Source organism: Streptomyces sp. NPDC036822 (assembly GCF_055609145.1).
Window position 1 is genome coordinate 198,728 of the sequence record NZ_JBVJPY010000003.1, and the last position, 18,523, is coordinate 217,250.

Consider the following 18,523-nt stretch of genomic DNA (forward strand, 5'->3'; position numbering starts at 1 on the left):
GGCACGCGGAACGCGGGCTCGTGGAGCCCGGGCACGACGCTGCCGGACACGCCCATGCGCATGCGCACGCCCATGGACCCGCCGCGCCCGTCTCCCGGCACCTGCGCAAGGTCATCGCCGCCGTCCTGATCCCGTTCGCCACCGCCGTCGTCGTCGGGCTCGCCGTCCTGTGGCCCGGCGGGGCCCCTGCGCACGAGCGCACTGGCGTCGGCTTCGACCGGCAGACCGAGCAGGGCAAGGTCGTCTCGGTCGAGCGCGTCGACTGCAAGGACGTGAACGCCGCTCAGGTGCCGCCGACCGGTGACACCTCCACCCCGCAGGGGCGCGAGGCGGTCAACGCCCAGCAGGGGCAGTGCGCGAAGGCCACGATCGAGGTCACCAGCGGCGCCGACCGGGGACGCACCTTCGTCGAGATCGTGCAGCCGGACGCGCCCCGGCAACTCAGCGAGGGACAGGGCGTGATCGTGGCGTACGCCCCTGACGCCCCGCGTGACCTGCAGTATTCGGTGACCGATGTGGACCGCAAGTTCCCGATGATGCTGCTCGCCGGCATCTTCGCGCTGGCGGTCGTGCTCGTGGGCCGGCTGCGCGGGCTGATGGCCCTGATCGCGCTCGCCGTGAGCTTCATGGTGCTGACCCTCTTCATCCTGCCGGCGATCCTGCAGGGCTCGAACCCGCTGGTGGTGGCCGTGGTCGGCGCGAGCGCGATCATGCTCATCGCGCTCTACATGTGCCACGGTCTCTCGGCCCGCACCTCGGTCGCGGTGCTCGGCACCCTCATCTCCCTGCTGCTGATCGGGCTGCTGGGCTCGCTCTTCATCGGCTGGGCCTCGCTCTCCGGCAACACGGACGACAACACCGGTCTGATCCACGGGCTCTACCCGGACATCGACATGTCGGGTCTGCTGCTCGCCGGCGTCATCATCGGTTCGCTCGGCGTGCTCGACGACGTGACGGTGACCCAGACGTCGGCGGTGTGGGAGCTCCACCAGGCGGATCCGCGCATGGGTCCGCGCGCGCTGTACCGGGCCGGTATCCGGATCGGCCGGGACCACATCGCCTCGGTGGTGAACACGCTGGTGCTCGCGTACGCCGGTGCGGCGCTGCCCCTGCTGCTGCTGTTCTCCATCGCCCAGAGCAGCGTGGGGACCGTGGCCAACAGCGAGTTGGTCGCCGTGGAGATCGTCCGGACGCTGGTGGGATCGATCGGCCTGGTCGCGTCGGTGCCGCTGACCACCGCCCTCGCGGCGCTGGTGGTCTCCGCCGACCGCCCGGGCGTGCCGGGCTCGCCGGGCGCACCTGGCGCGCCGGCGGGGCGACCGGCCAAGGGTGGTCGCCGCCGCCGGGCGAAGTGACCCGGAGAACGGACCGGCCGGGGGCCCGGGGCCGCGACGAACCGATCGCGGGGTGACCGAGCGTGAGGCGGCCGCCTTTCGGAGCGGGGCCCCGGACGCCGCCGTTCCGTCTCAGCCGGCGTTCTCCTCCGCGAGAATCCGGCCGAGTGCCGCCTCGAGGTTGTCCTCGAAGTCACCGAGGGAGCGTTCCTGACCGAGGGGGACGAGCTTGTCCGTGCGGTCGAGGAAGGCGACCAGCGGCGGAGCGCTGGCGCGGAACAGGGCGCGGTCGCCCCCGACCTGGAGCCGGATGCTGACGTCCGACAGCGCCTCGGGACCGGTCGGCGCGATGCGGACATCGCCGTCCCCGCTGGGGCTGTTGATGCCGTCAAGCAGCAGCTCCCGTCCGAATGCCCAGGTCACAGGGGCGTCCCCGGGAAGGTGGAAGGTCATCCGCACCGCATAGGGATCCCGGGTCTCGTAGCGCAGTTCCACCGGGATTCTGAAGGAGAGCTCCTCGGAGACGAGGAAGCTCATCAGGACTTCGGCCTGAACCGACTCTCGCATCATGTACCCCGCAGTAGATGAAGCAGTTGGGTAGAGACAGCTGCTGAAAGTTGTGAGCAAAACGGCCAGGAATGATCCCCCATGGCCCTCTTGACGCCATCGTGCTGCACGCGCTAGCAGATCACAAGGAGTGATTTTTCAGATACTGATAGAGAACGCAAAGGAACTGAAGAGCCTTCCGATCTCGTTGCGTAGTCGATCGACTGCGGGCAGCAACCGTTCTTCCTGGTGGAGGGGGAGAGAAATGGCCATTGCGGCCGCCGTCGAGCCCGCCGTGATGGGGATGGCGGCACAGACCGTGCCGAGCGCATATTCCTGACGCTCCACGAGGGGTTCCATTCGCCCCATACCGCCCAAACGCTCCAAAAGCACCCGGTCGTTACGCACCGTATACGGAGTGATGGTTTCCACCGGGTGGCGCAGAAGGTGGTCTTGACGACTTTTCAGATCGAGTTGGCTGAGCAGGCACTGTCCGATCGCATGAGCGTGTCCGGTCTCCCGGAAGTCGGCCCACTCCGCCACGGCGGGGGCCGTGGGAGTGTCGGCCACGGCGACCAGTTCGATCTCCCCTTCGCGGTAGACGGCGAAGTAGACCGGGACGCCGATCTCGTCGCGCCAGTGCGCGAGAGAGTCTTCGATCTTGGTGCGACGATTCTGCAGAACTCCGCCGCCGGCCAGGCGGCCGGCGGCGTCACCGAAGACGAACACACCCTTCTCGCGGCGCAGATAACCCTCGTGCGTCAGGGTGCGGAGCAGGTGGTACGCGGTGGGAAGCGGGAGCCCCGCCTCGCGCGCGAGCTGTTTGGCGGGCGCCCCGTCCTCGTGGGAGCCGACGGCCTCCAGAAGTCTCAGCGCCCGCTGCACCGAGCCGATCAGGGTAGGAACAGCGGTCTGCGAAGCCGTGGCCAAAGGTCACCCCCAGGCGAGTCGACGGGCACGCTGCACCCGCCCGCGGGGGCCGCCCCCGCGCGCCCGCCGCGGCCCGGGATCCGGCAGGGCCCGCTGGCGGACCCGTCCGGGACAGAGAACTCGCTGGTCACAACTGGAGGCCTACGCCTGTTTTCCCGGGGCGGCAGAGGAATTCCACTCTAATAGCAGCCTTCGGGCACCGTCGCGGTTTCAACCAGGGGGTTCCCTCGGCCGGGCTAATGCCCGAGGGCCGGTTCGAACCCGTGGGTAGCTTGTGCTACCAGTCCTCGCGTGAGGTCGAGGACGACATGAACTTCCGCACCACGTACACCAGTCCGGCGACCAGGGCGACGAAGACCAGCACCTTGAAGAGCAGACCGATGACGACCACCGCGATGCTGGTGATCAGACCGCCGAAGACGAACAGCGCGATGACGGGTATAGCCACCCACTTCACCCACCAGGGCATCCCCGCGAGAATCTCCCGTACGGCCATTGTCCTTACCCCATCTCCGAAAAGTCCGTTCCGCGCACTCTGCACCGGACGCTTCCGATGCTAGGGGCGGCAGGGGTGCTCGCGGGGCTTCCGCAGCCCCCGCTCTCCCCTGATCCGCCCCCTAGGGGAACTCAGCCCTCCGGCGGCGAGAAGACCACCATGACCCTCAGGTCCTCCGTGATGTGGTGGAACTTGTGGGCCACCCCGGCGGGCACGTAGACCACGCTGCCCCGGGCCACCTGCGTCGTCTCCAGCCCGACCGTGATCGAGGCCCGGCCGCTGACGACGAAGTACACCTCGTCCTGCCCGTGCGGCTGCTGCGGGTCGAGCGCGCCCGCGTCCAGTGCGTACAGACCGACCGACATGTTCCGCTCGCGCAGGAACTGGAGGTACGCGCCGTCATGTGCGGCGCGCTCCGCCTCCAGTTCGTCCAGCCGGAATGCCTTCATCGTCCGTCCGCCCCTGCCTTGGCCCGATCATGTCTGCCACGATCAGACACATGAAGAATTTCGTAGTCAAGACGCTCGCCAACGCGGGCGCCCTGGGAGTGGCCATCTGGCTCCTCCAGGACATCACCCTGACCGGTGACAGCACCGGTAAGAAGGCCCTGACGCTCATCCTCGTCGCCCTGGTCTTCGGACTGGTGAACTTCTTGGTCAAGCCGGTCGTGAAGCTGCTCACGCTTCCGCTGTTCATCCTCACGCTCGGCCTGATCACCCTGGTGGTCAACGCCCTGATGCTGCTGCTGACCTCCTGGCTCGCCGATGTGCTCGACCTCAGCTTCCACGTCGAGGGCTTCTGGACCGCCGTCCTCGGCGGACTGATCATCTCCGTCGTCTCCTGGGCGCTCAACGTCGTGCTGCCCGACGGGGACTGAGCGCGGGAGCGATGGCGGACCATGGTGAGGCGGCGAGCGAGGACAGCTCTCCGCCGGAGGCGAGAGGCGGAGGAACAGCCGGCATGAACAGCGGGACGAACGGCGGCGCGAACGGCGACGTGAACGGCGCGGCGCACGGGGTCAGGGACACCGGCGCACGGGACATCGGGACGGGTGACGGAACCCGGGCGGTACGAGCGGGGCTTCCCGATCCCGTGAAGTACGAACCGACCCTGCCGGGCCCGGTCTTCGCGGCGCACTTCCACCTGCCGGGCGATCCGACCGGCCCCTACACCTACGGGCGGGACGAGAACCCGACCTGGACCCATCTGGAGCGCGCCATCGGCGACCTGGAGGCGCCGGGGGAGCCGGACGTCGAGACGCTGGTCTTCGCCTCCGGCATGGCCGCCATCTCCGCCGTGCTGTTCTCCCAGCTCAAGGCCGGCGACACGGTCGTCATGCCGGACGACGGCTACCAGGCGCTTCCCCTCCTGCATGAGCAGCTGAGGGCGTACGGCATCGAGGTCCGCACCGCCCCCACCGGCGGCGACGCCCAGCTCTCCGTCCTGGACGGGGCACGGCTGCTGTGGATCGAGACCCCTTCCAACCCCGGACTCGACGTCTGTGACATCCGTCGTCTGACCCGCGCCGCCCATGAGGCCGGAGCGCTGGTCGCCGTCGACAACACCCTGGCCACCCCCCTCGGACAGCGCCCCCTGGAACTCGGGGCGGACTTCTCCGTCGCCAGCGACACCAAGGGGATGACGGGGCACGGGGACATCCTGCTCGGGCACGTCAGCTGCCGTGATCCTCACCGGGCCGCGGAGGTACGGCGCTGGCGCAAGATCGTGGGAGCCATCCCCGGGCCCATGGAGGCCTGGCTCGCCCACCGCTCTCTGGCCACGCTCCAGCTGCGCCTCGACCGGCAGTGCTCCTCGGCCCTCGCCCTCGCGCAGGCACTGAGCCGTCGCGGTGACGTGAGCGGGCTGCGCTACCCCGGGCTGCCCGACGACCCCTCGCACGCGGTGGCGGCCTCGCAGATGCGGCGCTTCGGCTCCGTGGTGTCCTTCGTCCTGTCCGACCGGGAGCACGCCGACCGGTTCCTCGACGAACTGCGCCTGGTGGACGACGCCACCAGCTTCGGCGGGGTGCGCTCGACCGCCGAACGGCGGGGCAGGTGGGGCGGCGACGCCGTCCCGGAGGGCTTCGTCCGCTTCTCCGTCGGCGCCGAGGACCCGGAGGACCTGATCGCGGACGTCCTGCGCGCTCTCGACCTGGCGGGCAAGGACGCGGTCTGACCCTCCCGGTACGGAACGAGGTGCTCCGAGCCTCCCCCCTCGTGGCTCGGAACACCTCGGTTCCACGCGCGGAGATCCCGCCTGAACAAGGCTAGTTGACTCAGCGTCAGTGTCCAATCACGGGAGCGACAGAGACCTATCGACATATTTATAGTTGGACCGTCCTGAGGCGCCATCAGCCGACGCCTGACCACGACGGCGAGTCGAACGGCCACCGGCCGGGAGAGGGCTGACATGGATCTGGCCCTACTGCGCACATTCGTCACGGTGCACCGGGCCGGCTCCTTCACCCGCGCCGCGGCGCTCCTGGGGCTCTCCCAGCCGGCCGTCACCAGTCAGATCCGCACCCTGGAGCGGCAGCTGGGGCGCCCGCTCTTCCTGCGCCAGGCCCGCGGAGTCACCCCCACCACCATCGGGGACGAGCTCGCCCACCGGGCGGCCCCGCACCTGGACGCCCTCGTGGAGATCGTCGAGGCCGGTCTCGACGAGGAGAACGGGGTCCGGACCCTGCATCTCGCCGGGCCGCCGGAATTCACCTCGACGCGTGCCCTGCCGGCCCTCACGCCACTCGTCTCCCAGGGCCTCGCGGTCCGTGCCTCCTTCCTCGACAACGCCGAGGACGTTCTCGAAGGACTCGCCGCCGGACACCACGACCTGGCCATCGCCACCGCCCGCCCGCGAGGTGGGCTTCTCACCGCCACACCGCTCTGCGACGAGGAGCACGTCCTGGTCGCCGCGCCGCGCTGGGCTGGCCGGCTCTCCCCGGAGACACTGCTGCGGAAGGGCGCGGTGGTCCTGGAGCAGCTGCCGGTGGTGGAGGTCCACGAATCGCTGCCGTTCGTCTCCCGTTACTGGGCCGCCGTCTTCGAGAGCAAGCCGGCGACGACCGCCACCGTCATAGCGCCCGACCTGCGGGCCGTCCTGGAATCCGCTGCCGCCGGCGCCGGGCTGGCGGTGCTGCCCCGCTATCTGTGCGAGGACGCCCTGACGCGTGGTCGGCTGGTGGCGCTGCTCGATCCGCCGGTGCCACCCCTGCGGACCTACTTCCTGGTCGTCCGCACCGGCACCCTCGCCCTGCCCCCGATCGCGCGGGCGCACGAGTGGCTCCTGAGAGCCGCCGGGGGCTGGTGAGTTTCAGGACAGCTGTGGCGGGCCATTTTCTTCCCATGACCGAACGTCCCGTGGTCAAGCGCACCGCACGCGCCATCCTGCTCGACGGAAACGACCTCATCCTCATCAAGCGCACGAAGCCCGGGGTGGACCCCTACTGGGTGACGCCTGGTGGCGGGGTCGAGCCGTCGGACACCACCGTCGTCGAGGCCCTGCACCGCGAGGTGGACGAGGAACTCGGCGCCAAGATCACCGATGTTGTCCCCTGCTTCGTCGACACCGTCGAGCACATCGTCGACGGCGGCGTCTCCGGAGTGAAGGTCCAGCACTTCTTCGTCTGCCGCCTGGAGTCGATGGATCCCTCCCTGCGCCACGGTCCCGAGATCGAGGAGCCGTGCGGCGAATACGAGATCGTCCGGGTGCCGTTCACCCGGGTCGGCATCGCCGCCGTTCACCTCGTACCGCTCTCGCTCCGGCACTATCTCGACGGCAACATCGAGGGGGTCCGGGCGATGCACGCTCCTGACCTGGGCTGACGGGCGCCGCCCGGGACGGCTCCGTCGGACCTGGGCTGACGGGCGCCGTCAGGGACCGCTCCGTCGGACCTGGGTCAGGGTCCAGGGGCGCCGCCTGGGCCCGTCGCCGATCCTGGGTCAGGGGTGCGTCACCGTGACGAGGTCCTCCAGCGCATCGTGCCGGATCCGCTCGGCGGGAATGCCCGCTCCCCTGAGGGCGTGCACCCCGCTGCGGATCATGCCGAGCGGGCCCGAGAGATACGCGTCGTACTCGTTCCACGGCCCGTACCGCCCCACGGCCTCCGGCAGACGGCCCTGGTCCTCGGTCATCGCCCGCACCGACAGCCACGGGAACGTCCGCTGGAGTCGCATCATCGTGTCGATGTCGTAGAGGTCGTGGCCGCTGCGCGCCCCGTAGAAGACCTCTACGGGGCGCCGGTCCCCGTGCTCGGCGACGTCCTCCACCAGCGCCTTGATGGGGGCGATCCCCGTTCCGCCACCCAGGCAGAGCAGGCCGCTGTCGGTGGAGTGGTCGACCGTCATGGACCCGGCGGACGGCCCGAGCCGTAGCGCGTCGCCGGGGCGCGCGTGGTGCACCAGGGCCTGCGAGACCCAGCCGGCCGGCACCGCCTTGACGTGGAGCGAGAGGAGCCCGTCGGGACGAGGAGCCGAGGCCAAGGAGTAGTGCCGCCAGACACGCGGCCACCAGGGAGTCTCCAGAGTCGTGTACTGGCCGGCGAGGAAGGGATACGGCTGGTCGGGCCGCAAGGTGATCACCGCGACGTCGGGGGTCCTGAGATCGTGCGAGACGACCTCGGCACGCCAGCAGGACGGCGCCTGCCGCTCGTCCTCGGCCGCCGCGTCGATCATGATCTGCGAGATCGTGGTGTACGTCCGGACCCACGCGGCCTCGGTCTCCTCGTCCCAGGTCGTGGTGGCGTACTGGATCAGCGCTCCGATGAGAGCCTCGCCGACGGCCGGGTAGTGGGCGGCCTGCGTCCCGTACTTCCGGTGGCCTCGGCCCAGGTTCTGGAGGTAGTCGGTGAGGACGGCCGCGTTGTCCAGGTGCTCGGCCGCCGTCAGCAGGGCCTTGAGAAGGCGATCGCGCTGGGTGTCCATGGCCGGGGGGAACATCGCCCGCAGCTCGGGGTGCCGGACGAAGAGAAGGGCGTAGAAGTACGAGGTCACCTTGTCCGCGACCAGGGCGATCTCGGCCAGCGTGCGACGGACGAGACGGGCGTCGGGAGAGGGCTCCGACGGTATTCGGAGGCGTGTGCCCTCGTCCGTGCCTCTGGTGGTGGTCGCAGCGTCCATCGTGTGCCTCGCCCTCGCCCGGCCGGCTGTTGTCGCCGCAGCATGGCAGCGCCCACCACCGGCGCGGACCGAGAGTGGGATTCCCGGTCATGCACACCGGGAATCCGGTTAGGCTGCGCCCTTTCGCACCAAGGCGTACGCCTCCCGCAGATCGGCTCCCGTGTAGCTGTGCCGGGAGAGGTCGGCCAGATGGCGGTCCGCGTTCACCGCCACCGTCTCGGGCACCACCGCGAAGAGTGCCGCGTCGGACATGGAGTCGCCGTAGGCGACGCAGTCCTCGAGAGGCACACCGAACTCCGCGCACAGCCGGTGGGCGATGTCCACCTTCGCCTGGGCGTTGAGAATCCCCGGGCGGTGGATCGGTCGAGTGAAGGGGACCGTAGGCCAGCGGGAGCCATGGGTGGCGTCGGCCCCCCAGTCCAGCAACCGCTCGACGAAGAAGTCCGGTGAGAGCGAGATGACCGCGCAGCGGTCCCCCTGGGCCCGGATGTCCGCCCAGACCTCACGGATGCCGCTCAGCCAGGGCGCCCCCTCGAAGGCCGCCGTGACCTGTTCCGTCGTGAGCTCGGACCACAGTGCACGAGCCTGCACCGCGAACTCGTCGGGTGTCATCCCGCGCAGCAGGAAATCCTCCTCCAGGGCGGCGATCTCCTTGCTCAGGCCGAGCTGCCGCGAGATTTCCACGGCGGCCGCCGAGCCACGGATCAGGGTGCCGTCGAGATCGAAGAGGTGCAGCCTGCGTCCGTTGCCCGAAGGTGTCGTCATGTACGCCGAGGCTAGTACGTGCGGTTACTCCCGCTGTCAGACGCGGAGTGCACGGGTCGACCGGCACGGTGTTTCACGTGAAACATCTCCAGCGTCCCGCCCGGCGGGCCCTCCTCGTCATCCACGTCGCCGTCTCGGTGAGCTGGCTCGGGCTCAGCGTGGGGTTGTTGACGCTCGGCATCACCGCTTACACGACCGGCGACCCCTCGCTGACCCACGCGGCCTACCGCGCGATGAACGTGTTCGCGAACTGCCTGCTGGCGCCCGTCGCGCTCGGCACGTTGGTCAGCGGCCTGGTGCTGTCCCTGGGCACACCCTGGGGGCTGGCCCGCCACCGCTGGGTCTGGATCAAGTTCTGGATGACCCTGGTGACGGCAGCCGCGACCGTCTTCGCACTGCGGCCCGAGATCGAGCACGCAGCCGCCGCCGGAACCCCCGACGTCAGCCTGGTGGCCGCGCCCACGGTATCGACGGCGGCCTACCTCTTCATGACGGCGATCTCGGTCCTCAAGCCGTTCGGGCCGACCCGACGCGGCCGCCGTCTGCGGGTATCGGCCACTTCTCGTAAAACGGTGGACGAACGATCACCACGTCGGACAGCCTGAGCGTCATGCCCACATCGCTCCCCCCGCTCGATCAGCTCCCCATCCGGCGTCTCACCTCGGGCGACCTCTTCGCCTGCGCCGATCTCTCGGAGGACCGGGGCTGGCCGCGCGAGGAGCACAAGTGGGGCCTGCTGCTCGCCGCCGGGACGGGGTACGGCATCGACGACCCGAGCGGCAAGGGACTCGTCACGGCTTGCGTGGTGACCTCGTACGGCTCGGACCTCTCCGCCATCGGCATGGTGCTGGTCGCCGAGCGTTACGCCCGACAGGGCATAGGGCGCCGGTTGATGCAGCATGTGCTGGCCGAGCTCGGAGACACCCCGGTCACCCTCCACGCCACTCCGAACGGCCGACCGCTCTACGAAGGGCTGGGGTTCGCCGTCACGGGCCGCGCGGAGATGGTCCGCGGCCGCTTCACCCTCAACGAGCCGGCCGCTCCGGTTCCGACCCGTCCGGCCACCGCGGAGGACCTCCAAGCAGTCCTGCGTCTGGATGCCCAGATCTTCGGGCTCGACCGCACCCACATGATCACCCGCCTCCCTGCCTTCGCGGACCACCTCCGGGTCGCCGAGACGGCCGGCGAGATCACCGGTTTCGCCGCAGCCTGGCCCAACATGGACACCCATGTCATCGGTCCTCTGATCGCCCGCGACACCGCTACCGCCCAGTCCCTCATCGTCTCCCTCGCCGCCGCCACGGATCGCCCCCTCCGCACGGACATCGACGTACGCCACGCGTCCCTTCTGCGCTGGGTAAAGGCGAACGGGCTCGAACCGATCGCCTTCAACGCCGTGATGACACGCTCCCTGCCCGAGCTTCCGGGCGACTGGAGCCGACGCTTCGCCCCGCTGACGGTGGCGGCCGGATAGACCGCACTGCTTGCAAACGCGGGCTTTTGCACTCATCGTCTACCCTGAAACAAGCCGCTCAGGGACCGAGGAGAGAGACCATGACCGCGACCGACCCCGCCCTCACCGCCCTCTCCCAGGGCTGGTGCGCCCTCTCCCTGCTCCACGGCAGGATCGAGTCGCACATCGAGAGGGAGCTGGAGGCCAAGCACAGCCTGAGCGTGCGCGAGTACTCCCTCCTCGATGTCCTCAGCCGCCAGCACAGCGGTCCCGGGGGCCATCTCCAGATGAAGCAGGTCGCCGACGCCGTCGTCCTCAGCCAGAGCGCCACCACCCGACTGGTGACCCGCCTGGAGGACCGCGGATTGCTTACCCGGTACCTCTGCGCCACCGACCGGCGAGGCATCTACACGGACGTCACCGAAGCCGGCCTGAAGCTCCTCGAAGAGGCCCGGCCCACGAATGACCGCGCTCTGCGCGAGGCTCTCGACCAGGCGGCCCAGAACCCCGAGCTGGCCCCGCTGGTCCGCGTCGTCGAGGGCCTGAGCGTCCCCGCCTAGCGAGGGCCGAAGCGGAGCCGATCCCGATGCATGGCACGTGCGGGGCGTAGCCTGCGGCCCATGAGCGATCTTGAGATACGGCCCGCCACCGCCGAAGACATCCCCGCCATCGTCGAGATGCTCGCCGACGACCCGCTGGGCGCCGAGCGTGAATCCCCGGATGACCTCACTCCCTACCGCGCGGCCTTCGAGCGCGTGGTCCGAGACCCTCATCAGCGTCTCGTCGTGGCCGTGCGCGACGGGAAGACCATCGGCACGCTCCAGCTCACGATCATCCCGGGGCTCTCCCGTAAAGGGGCGACCCGGTCGATCATCGAGGGCGTTCGCGTCCACTCCGACGAGCGCGGCAGCGGCCTCGGATCGCAGCTCATCGCATGGGCCGTCGAGGAGTCCCGTCGCCAGGAATGCCACCTGGTGCAGCTGACCTCCGATGCCACACGCACAGACGCCCACCGCTTCTACGAGCGGCTCGGCTTCGAGGCCTCTCACCTGGGCTTCAAGATGAACCTCTGAAGCTCGCCGCGCGGGATGCCGAGAGGAGGCATCTCGGTCCTCGGAGGGCCTCAGCGCCCCGTTTCACGTGAAACGTCGCCGGGGCGCTCCTACGCGACGACCTCAGAGGCCTCGTCGGAGCGCTCCTACGCGACGACTTCAGAGGCCGCGCCACCCCGCTTCGTCCACTCCACCGGGCACCGCGTCCCCCTGCTCGTACGGCTCGCGGGTGAAGACGAAGGACGCCAGGTCGAGGTGGCTCACCGAGCCGTCCGCGCGCCGCACGACCCGCAGCGTCTCCCCCGCGTAGTAGCCGTCCAGGCCGATCCATCCGCCCTCGGGCAGCGGGCGGAACCGCGCCCGCCGTCCGGGACCGCGCAGCGGCTCCAGGACCATCCCCCGCTCCGCGCCCAGCCGGAGCCCGTACGCGTACGTCCCCCAGTACCAGGGCCCGGTCAGCTCCAGCAGCTCCCGGTCGACCTCCGCCTCGGGAAGGGGCCGCCACGGCTCGGGGAACCTCGGCTCGGCCTCCGCCACGATCCTGACGAGATCCGCGGCGACAGCCGCCGTCAGCGGGCCTGAGGTGGCATTGGCGAGCGCGACCGCCGCCACTCCGTCCTCCACACTCGCCCAGAGGCAGGCGACGAAGCCCGGCAGTGAGCCGGTGTGCCCGATCAGCGTCCGACCGTCCCTGCGCACCAGTTGCACGCCGAGGCCGTAACCGCCCTCCCAGTCACCGGCCGCGGGCGGTACCGCCGGCGTCCGCATCTCCTCGACGGAAGCGGCACTCAGCACCCGGTCGTCGCCACGCGCGAGGAATCCGGCGAAACGGCAGAGATCCTCGGCCGTCGACCAGAGCTGCCCGGCCGGTGCCATGAGCCCCAGGTCCTCGGACGGCTCCGGGAGCATCACATCCGCCCACGGGTGCACCGCCCACCCGCCTGCGTGCGGAGCGACCGGCTGGGCAGTCGTCCGGCTCAGCCCCAGCGGCTCCAGGATCTCGCCCCGCAGGGCCTCCTCCCAGGACACTCCCCTGACCGCCTCGACCAGCGAACCCAGCAGTGTGTAACCCGGGTTGGAGTAGTGATGGCGTCGCCCGACAGGATGGGCGAAGGGCTGCGCGCCGAGGACGTCGGCCAACTCGGGGCGCACAGTCCCGGGCGTACGCTCCCACCACGGCGCAGGCGTCTCGGCCCCCAGTCCGGCGGTGTGGCCGAGCAGCTGAGCGATCGTCACCGCACCGACCCCGCCGGCCAGTTCCGCTCCCGTGAGGTGCTTCTCAAGCGGATCGTCCAGGTCCAAGAGCCCTTCGTCGCGAAGCCGCATGACCAGGACGGCGGTGAACACCTTGGTGAGGGAGCCGATGCGGTACTGGGTGTCGGCGTCCGGGGCGTGCCCGTCGACACAACTGCGCGATCCGCTCCAGACCATCTCCCCCTCCCTGGCGACCGCCCCGACGAAGGAGGGCGCACGCCCATCGGCCTGGGCGACCGCCACCCGGTGGGCGAGGGCTCGTGCGGTGGTGGGAAGCAGCGCTTCGAAGGATGACGTCATGGGGAGATCCAACGCTCCCCGGCGCACCGAGTCGACCACATTTCCCGTCCGGTGCGCCGCGCCCACCCGGCCGGGAGGCGCACTGCCGGACCGGGCCCGCTCGGGTCCCGGCCGGGTCGGGTCAGGTCTGAGCCATGTCCACGAAGCGGGAGTAGTGGCCCTGGAAGGCGACGGTGATCGTCGCCGTCGGACCGTTACGGTGCTTGCCCACGATGATGTCCGCCTCGCCCGCGCGAGGAGACTCCTTCTCGTACGCGTCCTCACGGTGCAGCAGGATCACCATGTCGGCGTCCTGCTCGATGGAGCCGGACTCACGGAGGTCGGACACCATCGGCTTCTTGTCGGTGCGCTGCTCGGGGCCACGGTTCAGCTGCGAGAGCGCGATGACCGGCAGCTCCAGCTCCTTGGCCAGGAGCTTCAGGTTTCGCGACATGTCCGAGACCTCCTGCTGCCGGCTCTCGGACCGCTTGGACCCGCCTGACTGCATGAGCTGCAGATAGTCGATGACCACGAGCTTGAGGCCGGCCCGCTGCTTGAGTCGGCGGCACTTGGCGCGGATCTCCATCATCGACAGGTTCGGGGAGTCGTCGATGTAGAGCGGAGCCTGCGAGACGTCGGGCATCCGGCGGGCCAGACGCGTCCAGTCCTCGTCGGTCATCGTGCCCGAGCGCATGTGGTGCAGCGCGACGCGCGCCTCTGCCGAGAGCAGACGCATCGCGATCTCGTTCCGCCCCATTTCGAGGGAGAAGATGACGCTGGGCAGGTTGTGCTTGATGGAACAGGCCCGGGCGAAGTCCAGGGCGAGGGTCGACTTACCCATCGCGGGGCGGGCCGCGATGATGATCATCTGTCCGGGGTGCAGACCGTTGGTGAGCTGGTCGAGATCGGTGAAGCCGGTCGGTACGCCGGTCATCTCACCGCTGCGGGAGCCGATCGCCTCGATCTCGTCGAGCGCGCCTTCCATGATGTCGCCGAGCGGCAGGTAGTCCTCGGTGGTGCGCTGCTCGGTGACCGCGTAGATCTCCGCCTGGGCGGAGTTCACGATCTCGTCGACGTCGCCGTCGGCGGCGTAACCCATCTGCGTGATCTTGGTACCGGCCTCGACGAGGCGCCTGAGCACGGCCCGCTCGTGGACGATCTCCGCGTAGTAGGCGGCGTTCGCGGCGGTCGGCACCGACTGGACGAGCGTGTGCAGATACGAGGCACCGCCGACACGGGTGATCTCGCCCCGCTTCGTGAGTTCGGCACCGACCGTGATCGGGTCGGCCGGCTCGCCCTTGGCGTACAGGTCGAGGATCGCGGCGTACACCGTCTCGTGGGCGGGCTTGTAGAAGTCGTGGCCCTTGATGATCTCCACGACGTCGGCGATGGCGTCCTTGGAGAGGAGCATGCCGCCGAGGACGGACTGCTCGGCGTCGAGGTCCTGCGGGGGGACCCGCTCGAAGCCGGAGAGACCGCTGTCCCAGGGACCGCCGTCACTGCCGCGGTCGTGCTGGTCGTCACGGCCCCTTCCCCGCCCGCGGCCCTCGCCGCGGGGACGGGCGACGGGCAGCCGGTCGCTGGGCCCGCTGTCCGTCCAGGGGTCGTCCAAGGGCTCGGGAATGCTCACCAAGCCACCTCCTCCCGTCCGCTCCGGCGGACCTATCCGTGCCACTCTTTCTTACGCCACGGCTCGGACAACCAAGAGGCGTTGACTCCGCTTCAGGCGGGTCGGGCGCCGGACCACGGTAGGCCCGCGGGCAGCGTCAGCCAATCTGGTTATCCACAGGCTCTGTGGATGAAGGACCAGATGCTGTGGAGAACCCCGCAGAACCTGTGCACGGACCGGGGGACAGTCATGTGGACAAACTCATAGCCCACTACCCGGCGCCCGGCTGACCTGCGGCTTTCTCATCCACGGGCTGTGGGGGAGAAAAACTTTTCCCCACGGATCAAGATCAGAACAAACGGCGCACACCTGGAGCCCTCCGGCCCTCATTCGTAAGGACCCAAGAGGCATTGCATCTCTTACCTGTGGAAGATTAGATTGGAGCGCATGACCCAGGCCCCCGCGACGACCAAGGCCGCCCGCCGACGCCACGACCGAGAGATCATCTCGCTGGCCGTGCCGGCCTTCGGCGCGCTTGTCGCCGAGCCCCTCTTCCTCATGGTCGACAGCGCCATTGTCGGCCATTTGGGCACTCCACAGCTCGCCGGTCTCGCCATCGCCGCCGCGCTGCTCTCCACCGCTGTGAGCGTCTTCGTCTTCCTCGCGTACGCCACCACGGCCGCCGTCGCCCGCCGCGTGGGAGCCGGCGACCTCCAGGCGGCGATCCGCCAAGGAATGGACGGCATCTGGCTCGCGCTCCTCCTGGGCGCCGCCGTGGTCGCCGTCGCCCTCCCGACCGCCCCCGGGCTGGTCGACCTCTTCGGCGCCTCCGACACGGCCACGCCCTACGCGGTCACCTACCTCCGCATCTCCAGCCTCGGCATCCCCGCCATGCTGGTCGTCCTGGCCGCCACCGGCATCCTGCGGGGCCTCCAGGACACCCGCACGCCGCTCTACGTGGCCATCGCCGGCTTCGCCACCAACGCTGTCCTGAACGTGGCCCTGGTGTACGGCGCCGGCTTCGGCATCGCAGGGTCCGCCTGGGGAACCGTGATCGCCCAGTGCGGCATGGCCGTCGCCTACCTCGTCGTGGTCGTCCGCGGCGCCCGCCGCCACGGCGCCTCCCTGCGCCCGGACGCCGCCGGCATCCGTGCCAGCGCCCAGGCAGGCGCACCGCTCCTCGTCCGTACGCTCTCCCTGCGTGCGGTGCTGCTGATCGCCACCGCCGTCGCGGCCCGGCTCGGCGACGCGGAGGTGGCCGCCCACCAGATCATCCTGTCCCTGTGGAGCCTCATGGCGTTCGCGCTGGACGCCATCGCCATCGCCGGACAGGCCATCATCGGCCGCTACCTCGGAGCGGACGACGCGGCCGGCGCACGGCAGGTATGTCGCCGCATGGTGCAGTGGGGCGTCGCCTCCGGTGTGGTCCTCGGAGCGCTCATCGTGGTCGCCCGCCCCCTGTTCATCCCGCTCTTCACCGGTGACACCACCGTCCAGGACACCCTGCTCCCGGCCCTCCTGGTGGTCGCGGTCTCCCAGCCGATCGCCGGTGTGGTCTTCGTCCTCGACGGGGTTCTGATGGGTGCCGGGGACGGGCCGTACCTCGCCTGGGCCATGCTGCTCACCCTGGCGGTGTTCGCCCCGGTCGCCCTCCTCATCCCCGCCCTCGGCGGCGGGCTGACCGCGCTCTGGTGGGCGATGACCCTGATGATGACGGTGCGGATGGGGACGCTCTGGGTGCGTTCCCGCTCCGGCCGCTGGCTCGTCACCGGCGCCACCCGCTGAAGGAGACCGGCACCGCCTCGCCTCTGGACCTCGGGCGCACGTACGCGAGTCCGCTGTTTCACGTGAAACAGCGGAAGGGCCGCCCCCTCGGGGAGCGGCCCTTCCGTACTGCTGAGACTGCTGAGAGCAGCGTTACGCGGCGACAACCTCGACGCCGAGCTTCGCGGCAACCTCGGGGTGCAGACGCACGGACACCTGGTGCGAGCCCAGGGTCTTGATCGGCGAGCCGAGCTCGACGCGACGCTTGTCGACGTCGGGGCCACCCGCGGACTTGATCGCCGTGGCGATGTCGGCCGGGGTCACGGAGCCGAAGAGGCGGCCGGCGTCGCCGGAGCGAACGGCCAGACGCACCTTCACGCCCTCGAGGCGGGCCTTGATCTCGTTGGCCTGCTCGATGGTCGCGATCTCGTGGATCTTGCGGGCGCGGCGGATCTGCGCCACGTCCTTCTCGCCACCCTTGGTCCAGCGGATCGCGAAACCACGCGGGACCAGGTAGTTGCGAGCGTAACCGTCCTTGACGTCGACGACATCGCCGGCGGCACCGAGGCCAGAGACCTCGTGGGTGAGGATGATCTTCATTTTTCGGTCACCCTTCCCTTATCGCGCGGTGGACGTGTAGGGCAGCAGCGCCATCTCACGGCTGTTCTTGACGGCCGTGGCGACGTCACGCTGGTGCTGCGTGCAGTTGCCGGTCACGCGGCGGGCACGGATCTTGCCGCGGTCGGAAATGAACTTCCGCAGCATGTTCGTGTCCTTGTAGTCCACGTACGCGGTCTTGTCCTTGCAGAACGCGCAGACCTTCTTCTTAGGCTTGCGCACAGGCGGCTTCGCCATGGTGTTTCTCCTGTGTGATCAAGAAGTGGGGATACGAGCCACTCCCAGGGGCAGTGCCCTAGAAGGGGGGCTCGTCCGAGTAGCCGCCGCCGCTGGAGTTTCCACCCCAGCCGCCTCCGCCGCCCTGCTGCTGCTGGCCGCCGGCCGGCGCGCTGGTCGCCCACGGGTCGCTGGCGGGAGCACCGCCACCACCCTGCGGGCCGCCACCGGAGCTGCCGCCCCAGTCGCCGCCGCCACCCTGCTGACCCCCGCCGTAGCCGCCCTGGCCACCGCGACCGGTGGTCTTGGTGACCTTGGCCGTGGCGTTCTTGAGGCTGGGGCCGACTTCCTCGACGTCCAGCTCGTAGACCGTGCGCTTGACGCCCTCGCGGTCCTCATAGGACCGCTGCTTCAGCCGGCCCTGCACGACGACGCGCATGCCTCGCTGGAGCGACTCGGCGACGTTCTCCGCCGCCTGACGCCAGACCGAGCAGGTGAGGAAGAGGCTGTCGCCGTCCTTCCACTCGTTGGTCTGACGGTCGAAGGTGCGGGGAGTGGACGCGATACGGAACTTCGCGACCGCCGCACCGGACGGGGTGAAGCGCAGCTCGGGGTCGTCGACAAGATTGCCGACGACCGTGATGACGGTCTCGCCTGCCATTGGGTGAACCTCTCGGCGGGATTGCTTCTGGCTGCTTACTGCTACTCGGACCCGAGACCTCTGAGCTAGATGCTCAGTGGGTCTCGGGGCGGAGGACCTTGGTCCGGAGGACCGACTCGTTCAGGTTCATCTGGCGGTCGAGCTCCTTGACGACCGCAGGCTCGGCCTGCAGGTCGATGACCGAGTAGATGCCCTCGGGCTTCTTCTTGATCTCGTAGGCGAGACGACGACGGCCCCAGGTGTCGACCTTCTCGACCTTTCCGTTGCCCTCACGGACGACGGAAAGGAAGTTCTCGATCAGCGGGGAGACAGCGCGCTCCTCGAGATCGGGGTCGAGGATGACCATCACCTCGTAGTGACGCATGTGGAACCCACCTCCTTTGGACTCAGCGGCCACGGTCGTTCCGTGGCAGGAGGGTCGTGATGCGTAAG

General features: G+C 69.5%; 22 protein-coding genes. 10 read left to right on the top strand and 12 right to left on the bottom strand.

All coding sequences use genetic code 11. The features are described from left to right. Positions 1 to 20 precede the first annotated feature (20 nt). Positions 21 to 1,355: a YibE/F family protein gene (locus ACZ68P_RS08415; RefSeq protein ID WP_471004895.1), complete on the top strand. Its 1,335-nt coding sequence runs from the start codon at positions 21 to 23 to the stop codon at positions 1,353 to 1,355. Between the two features lie 111 nt (positions 1,356 to 1,466). Here ACZ68P_RS08415 and ACZ68P_RS08420 read toward each other — a convergent pair whose 3' ends face one another. The 4 genes from ACZ68P_RS08420 to ACZ68P_RS08435 form a co-directional block, all read right to left on the bottom strand. Beyond that, positions 1,467 to 1,901 carry an SsgA family sporulation/cell division regulator gene (locus ACZ68P_RS08420; RefSeq protein ID WP_471004897.1) on the bottom strand — a complete coding sequence of 145 codons (435 nt, stop codon included), beginning with the start codon at positions 1,899 to 1,901 and terminating at the stop codon, positions 1,467 to 1,469. Positions 1,902 to 2,039: 138 nt separating this feature from the next. Further along, positions 2,040 to 2,810 carry an IclR family transcriptional regulator gene (locus tag ACZ68P_RS08425; protein WP_365713350.1) on the bottom strand — a complete coding sequence of 257 codons (771 nt, stop codon included), beginning with the start codon at positions 2,808 to 2,810 and terminating at the stop codon, positions 2,040 to 2,042. Positions 2,811 to 3,087: 277 nt separating this feature from the next. Beyond that, a complete protein-coding gene (locus tag ACZ68P_RS08430; RefSeq protein WP_471004197.1) occupies positions 3,088 to 3,306 on the bottom strand; it encodes a DUF5326 family protein in 219 nt (72 codons plus the stop codon). 131 nt (positions 3,307 to 3,437) lie between these two features. Continuing rightward, positions 3,438 to 3,755, bottom strand: coding sequence for a cupin domain-containing protein (locus ACZ68P_RS08435; protein ID WP_365713346.1), 318 nt, complete (start codon positions 3,753 to 3,755; stop codon positions 3,438 to 3,440). A 50-nt stretch (positions 3,756 to 3,805) separates the two neighbouring features. Between ACZ68P_RS08435 and ACZ68P_RS08440 the strand changes: the two genes are divergently transcribed. The 4 genes from ACZ68P_RS08440 (at position 3,806) to ACZ68P_RS08455 (ending at position 7,127) form a co-directional block, all read left to right on the top strand. Then, the gene (locus ACZ68P_RS08440) at positions 3,806 to 4,183 is read left to right on the top strand and encodes a phage holin family protein (protein ID WP_365713344.1); all 378 of its coding nucleotides are present in this window, start codon (positions 3,806 to 3,808) and stop codon (positions 4,181 to 4,183) included. 83 nt (positions 4,184 to 4,266) lie between these two features. After that, positions 4,267 to 5,481, top strand: coding sequence for a cystathionine gamma-lyase (locus tag ACZ68P_RS08445; RefSeq protein WP_471004199.1), 1,215 nt, complete (start codon positions 4,267 to 4,269; stop codon positions 5,479 to 5,481). 234 nt (positions 5,482 to 5,715) lie between these two features. Beyond that, complete coding sequence (locus tag ACZ68P_RS08450) at positions 5,716 to 6,612, top strand: LysR family transcriptional regulator (protein WP_471004201.1); 897 nt, start codon at positions 5,716 to 5,718, stop codon at positions 6,610 to 6,612. A gap of 35 nt (positions 6,613 to 6,647) precedes the next feature. Further along, positions 6,648 to 7,127 (top strand): NUDIX domain-containing protein, encoded by a 480-nt coding sequence (locus tag ACZ68P_RS08455; protein WP_471004203.1) that lies wholly within the window; start codon positions 6,648 to 6,650, stop codon positions 7,125 to 7,127. A gap of 117 nt (positions 7,128 to 7,244) precedes the next feature. Here the strand turns inward: ACZ68P_RS08455 and ACZ68P_RS08460 are convergent, their stop codons facing one another. Continuing rightward, the gene (locus tag ACZ68P_RS08460; RefSeq protein WP_471004205.1) at positions 7,245 to 8,420 is read right to left on the bottom strand and encodes a globin domain-containing protein; all 1,176 of its coding nucleotides are present in this window, start codon (positions 8,418 to 8,420) and stop codon (positions 7,245 to 7,247) included. A 108-nt stretch (positions 8,421 to 8,528) separates the two neighbouring features. Beyond that, positions 8,529 to 9,185, bottom strand: a complete 657-nt coding sequence (locus ACZ68P_RS08465) for an HAD family hydrolase (protein WP_471004206.1) — start codon at positions 9,183 to 9,185, stop codon at positions 8,529 to 8,531. 77 nt (positions 9,186 to 9,262) lie between these two features. On the opposite strand from ACZ68P_RS08465, the gene ACZ68P_RS08470 reads away from it, so the two are divergent. The 4 genes from ACZ68P_RS08470 to ACZ68P_RS08485 all read left to right on the top strand — a co-directional run bounded on the left by ACZ68P_RS08470 (position 9,263) and on the right by ACZ68P_RS08485 (position 11,711). Continuing rightward, positions 9,263 to 9,790 (top strand): DUF2269 domain-containing protein, encoded by a 528-nt coding sequence (locus tag ACZ68P_RS08470; RefSeq protein WP_471004208.1) that lies wholly within the window; start codon positions 9,263 to 9,265, stop codon positions 9,788 to 9,790. Between the two features lie 5 nt (positions 9,791 to 9,795). Continuing rightward, positions 9,796 to 10,659 (top strand): GNAT family N-acetyltransferase, encoded by an 864-nt coding sequence (locus ACZ68P_RS08475; protein WP_471004210.1) that lies wholly within the window; start codon positions 9,796 to 9,798, stop codon positions 10,657 to 10,659. An 80-nt stretch (positions 10,660 to 10,739) separates the two neighbouring features. Next, entirely contained in the window at positions 10,740 to 11,198 is a 459-nt protein-coding gene (locus ACZ68P_RS08480; protein WP_471004212.1) for a MarR family winged helix-turn-helix transcriptional regulator, read from the top strand. A 60-nt stretch (positions 11,199 to 11,258) separates the two neighbouring features. After that, entirely contained in the window at positions 11,259 to 11,711 is a 453-nt protein-coding gene (locus tag ACZ68P_RS08485) for a GNAT family N-acetyltransferase (RefSeq protein ID WP_471004214.1), read from the top strand. Positions 11,712 to 11,849: 138 nt separating this feature from the next. Here the strand turns inward: ACZ68P_RS08485 and ACZ68P_RS08490 are convergent, their stop codons facing one another. Next, positions 11,850 to 13,244, bottom strand: a complete 1,395-nt coding sequence (locus ACZ68P_RS08490; RefSeq protein ID WP_471004216.1) for a serine hydrolase domain-containing protein — start codon at positions 13,242 to 13,244, stop codon at positions 11,850 to 11,852. Between the two features lie 121 nt (positions 13,245 to 13,365). Further along, complete coding sequence (dnaB, locus tag ACZ68P_RS08495; RefSeq protein WP_365713324.1) at positions 13,366 to 14,853, bottom strand: replicative DNA helicase; 1,488 nt, start codon at positions 14,851 to 14,853, stop codon at positions 13,366 to 13,368. A gap of 426 nt (positions 14,854 to 15,279) precedes the next feature. Here dnaB and ACZ68P_RS08500 point away from each other — a divergent pair, with 426 nt between their 5' ends. Next, positions 15,280 to 16,617, top strand: coding sequence for an MATE family efflux transporter (locus ACZ68P_RS08500; protein WP_471004218.1), 1,338 nt, complete (start codon positions 15,280 to 15,282; stop codon positions 16,615 to 16,617). Positions 16,618 to 16,749: 132 nt separating this feature from the next. Here the strand turns inward: ACZ68P_RS08500 and rplI are convergent, their stop codons facing one another. From rplI to rpsF, 4 genes are all read right to left on the bottom strand, one after another. Beyond that, positions 16,750 to 17,196, bottom strand: a complete 447-nt coding sequence (gene rplI / locus ACZ68P_RS08505; protein WP_158988579.1) for a 50S ribosomal protein L9 — start codon at positions 17,194 to 17,196, stop codon at positions 16,750 to 16,752. Between the two features lie 18 nt (positions 17,197 to 17,214). Then, entirely contained in the window at positions 17,215 to 17,451 is a 237-nt protein-coding gene (rpsR, locus tag ACZ68P_RS08510; RefSeq protein WP_005315025.1) for a 30S ribosomal protein S18, read from the bottom strand. A gap of 58 nt (positions 17,452 to 17,509) precedes the next feature. Next, positions 17,510 to 18,091: a single-stranded DNA-binding protein gene (locus ACZ68P_RS08515; protein ID WP_471004220.1), complete on the bottom strand. Its 582-nt coding sequence runs from the start codon at positions 18,089 to 18,091 to the stop codon at positions 17,510 to 17,512. Positions 18,092 to 18,164: 73 nt separating this feature from the next. After that, positions 18,165 to 18,455: a 30S ribosomal protein S6 gene (gene rpsF / locus ACZ68P_RS08520; protein WP_004950685.1), complete on the bottom strand. Its 291-nt coding sequence runs from the start codon at positions 18,453 to 18,455 to the stop codon at positions 18,165 to 18,167. Between the last annotated feature and the right edge of the window lie 68 nt (positions 18,456 to 18,523).